This is a genomic window from Haladaptatus sp. (genome assembly GCF_049589095.1).
In the GTDB taxonomy this organism is placed as follows: domain Archaea; phylum Halobacteriota; class Halobacteria; order Halobacteriales; family Haladaptataceae; genus Haladaptatus.
This window is the reverse complement of sequence record NZ_JBAWAC010000606.1, coordinates 1-3,094: the sequence shown is the minus strand read 5'-3', so window position 1 is coordinate 3,094 and position 3,094 is coordinate 1. Positions and strand designations below refer to the sequence as shown.

General features: G+C 62.6%; 4 protein-coding genes and 1 pseudogene. 1 reads left to right on the top strand and 4 read right to left on the bottom strand.

The genetic code is table 11. The features are described 5' to 3' along the window. The coding region (locus tag WBV42_RS19020) for a class I tRNA ligase family protein (protein WP_423987429.1) at nucleotides 1-1,384 on the top strand (1,384 nt) is incomplete at its 5' end. Nucleotides 1,385-1,412: 28 nt separating this feature from the next. Here WBV42_RS19020 and WBV42_RS19015 read toward each other — a convergent pair. The 4 genes and pseudogenes from WBV42_RS19015 to WBV42_RS19000 all read right to left on the bottom strand — a co-directional run. Continuing rightward, nucleotides 1,413-1,844 (bottom strand): hypothetical protein, encoded by a 432-nt coding sequence (locus tag WBV42_RS19015; protein ID WP_423987428.1) that lies wholly within the window; start codon nucleotides 1,842-1,844, stop codon nucleotides 1,413-1,415. 64 nt (nucleotides 1,845-1,908) lie between these two features. Continuing rightward, nucleotides 1,909-2,361 (bottom strand): peroxiredoxin, encoded by a 453-nt coding sequence (locus WBV42_RS19010; RefSeq protein ID WP_423987427.1) that lies wholly within the window; start codon nucleotides 2,359-2,361, stop codon nucleotides 1,909-1,911. A 106-nt stretch (nucleotides 2,362-2,467) separates the two neighbouring features. Beyond that, on the bottom strand, nucleotides 2,468-2,905 hold the full coding sequence (locus tag WBV42_RS19005; protein ID WP_423987426.1) for an Hsp20/alpha crystallin family protein: 438 nt from the start codon (nucleotides 2,903-2,905) through the stop codon (nucleotides 2,468-2,470). A gap of 56 nt (nucleotides 2,906-2,961) precedes the next feature. After that, nucleotides 2,962-3,094 (bottom strand): annotated as a pseudogene (locus WBV42_RS19000) (prephenate dehydratase); the annotation flags it as partial.

The following is a 3,094-nucleotide window of genomic DNA, read 5'->3' as shown; positions in this document are numbered from 1 at the left end:
ACGCTACTGGGGAACGCCGATTCCGATCATCCACTGCGAGGAATGTGGACCGGTCAGCGTTCCGGATGAGGACCTGCCGGTCGAACTGCCGGAGTTCGTGCGGACGACCGGGAATCCGCTGGACGCGGCCGAGGAGTGGAAGCACGTGGACTGTCCCGAGTGCGGTGCCGACGCGCGGCGCGAGACGGACACGATGGACACGTTCATGGACTCGTCGTGGTACTTCCTGCGGTACGTCTCGCCGCACCTCGACGACGCACCGTTCGACACCGGGCGGGCGGACGACTGGATGCCGGTCGACCGGTACGTCGGCGGCATCGAACACGCCGTCATGCACCTGCTGTACTCGCGGTTCGTGACGAAGGTGCTCTCGGACATGGAACTGCTTTCCCACCGCGAACCGTTCACGAACCTCGTCACGCAGGGGATGGTCCTGCTCGACGGCGACAAGATGTCCAAGAGCAAGGGCAACGTCGTCTCGCCCCAGCGCATCGTCGAGGAGTACGGTGCCGACACGGCCCGTCTGTTCACGATGCAGGCCGCCCAACCGGAGAAGGACTTCGACTGGACTGAGGAGGGCGTCAAATCGAGCCACCAGTTCCTCGAACGTCTCGCCGGGACGGTCGAATCGTTCGTCGAATCATCGTTCGACGGCGAGCACGACGAAGTCGCGGAGTATGTCGAACGTGAAATCGACGCCACCGTCGCCATCGCCAACGACGAGTTCGAGTCGCTGACGTTCAACGGCGCGCTCCGCGAGACACAGGAACTGACGACCCTGCTCACGCGCTACCGCGAAGAAACCTCGCCGCACGGCCCGACGCTCGAACGCGGCCTGCGAACCGTCGTCAAACTGTTGGCACCCGTCACTCCGCACATCTGCGAGGAACTGTGGGGCGACCTCGGTGGCGAGGGCTTCGTCGTCGAAGCCGAGTGGCCGGAACCCGAGACGGACCCGACCGAACTCGAACTGGCCCGTCAGTTGGTCGAGAACACCCAGGAGGACGTTCGCCACATCGTCACCATCGCGGACATCGACGACCCCGAGCGCATCGATATCGTCGTCGCCGCACCGTGGCAGTTCGAGGCGCTCGACATCGCGCGCGAGTCCGACGCCCCCAACGTCATCGGCGAAATTATGCAGAAAGACGAGATACGGAAGCAGGGCGACGACGCCGCGAAGTACGGACAGGAGCTACAACAGGAGCGCCAGTCGCTTCCGGAAACGCTCTCGCCGGAGCGTGAGCAGGTCGCGCTTCGACGGGCGAACTGGCTGTTCGAGCGCGAGTTCGACGCCGACATCCGCCTGCTGACGGCCGACGAGGCCGACGACGACTTGGCGGCGAAAGCCCGTCCCGGCCGTCCCGCGATACACATCGACTGACGGACCGGCTCATCGATTAGGATTTTTGTCAGCTCGTTTCGTCTGGCAGGAACACCACCAGATCGAGTCCGTACACCGAGCCGTAAGCGACAAAAATGACCAGGATGTGTGCGAGGATTTGAAGAACCGAAAACGTCGTTACGGTATCCGCAAGACCCGAAGAGACGGAGATCAGGTTGGTCAGCATCGGGAGAAGAAATCCGAGGACGAGCAGCCAGATGGTAACCTCGATGCGCTTTCGCTGCCCGTCCGGGTTTCGAACCCCCCAGAGGAATCCAGCGATGATCATGGAGAGGAGAAATACGATCGCAGCGGGCGTGCCGTCGATGAAATACGTCGCCCGTGTCGAGGAGAGATACCACGCGACGGACGCAAAGCCGATCAAAAAGCAGAAGAACCCCGTCACACCCCACTGAATCGCACCGACGACTCCTTCAGGAAGGTTCGAGCGAAATTCCATACGCGAACGTCACTGAGCGGAGACAAAAAACTAGCAACCGAATCCGAACCCGAAACCGGTCCGATCAGTCCAGTACGACGAGTTCGTCGTCGAGCATCTCCTGCAACACTTCGCGCGCGTGGCCGTCGGGGTCCACGCCGGGGTAGACAGCCTGGACTTCGCCGTCCGCGAGGACGAACGTGGTTCGCTGGGTGAAGTCGTTCTCGATTTCGACGTCGAACGAGTCGGCGATTTCGCCGTCCGAGTCGGCCAGCAGGTCGAATTCGAGGTCGAACTTGTCGGCGAACGCGTCGTGGCTGTCCACGTCGTCGGTCGAGACGCCGTAGACGGTCGCACCGGCGTCGCGGTAACTCTCCAGTTCCGCGTTGAACTGCTTCGCCTCGATGGTGCACCCCGGCGTGTCGTCACGCGGGTAGAAGTACACGACCGTCGGCGCTTCGAAGGACGGGGACACCGTCTCGCCGTGCTGATTCTGCGCGGTCACGTCGGGCGCGTCGTCGCCTGCGTCGAGCGTCATGTGCGGCGATTATGCCCGAGATAGCAAGGGAGTTGTGGTTGCTGTAAGTCCCGCCGTTTACGATGGGTCACGACTACCGGGACGGGCGGGAAGTTGCGGCGGACGATCAGTTGACTTCGATGTCGTGCGAATCGTCCTCGTCCATCTCCTTCGGGAGCGTGACGGTCAACACGCCGTTTTTGTACTCCGCCGAGACGCCCGTCTCGTCCACGGGTTCCGGAACGGTGAGCGTTCGACTCATCGACTGCTGGCGGCGTTCCTTCCGGAGGAAGTCCTCGTCACCGGCCTCGGTTTCGGCCGAACTCTCGGCCGAGATTCGAAGGCGGTCCCCGCGGAGCGAGATGTCGATGTCGTCCTTCTCGAAGCCAGGCAGGTCGGCGGTGACGACGAACTCGTCGCCGCGGTCGGCCACGTCGAGCGACATGCCGCCGGGTTGCCAGCCCACACCGCCCCCGCCGAACTGGTCACCCATGCTCTCGAACTGGCGGCCCATTCGTTCGAACAGTTCCTCTAACTCATCGAAGGGATTCTTTCGTCCGGCCATGATTCCGTCTCACCGTTCGACGTACGACGGCTTAAAAATTCACGCTGAAAGTTACGTCACCCGTCGATGACGTGTTGCGTGTCGTAGGACCCGAGTCGCCGCACCCATCCGTTCTCCGCGAGCGACTCGACTTCGGCGAGCGCGTCTTTGGCGCGTTTCTCGTACAGACCCGCCTCGAAGTCGAGATGG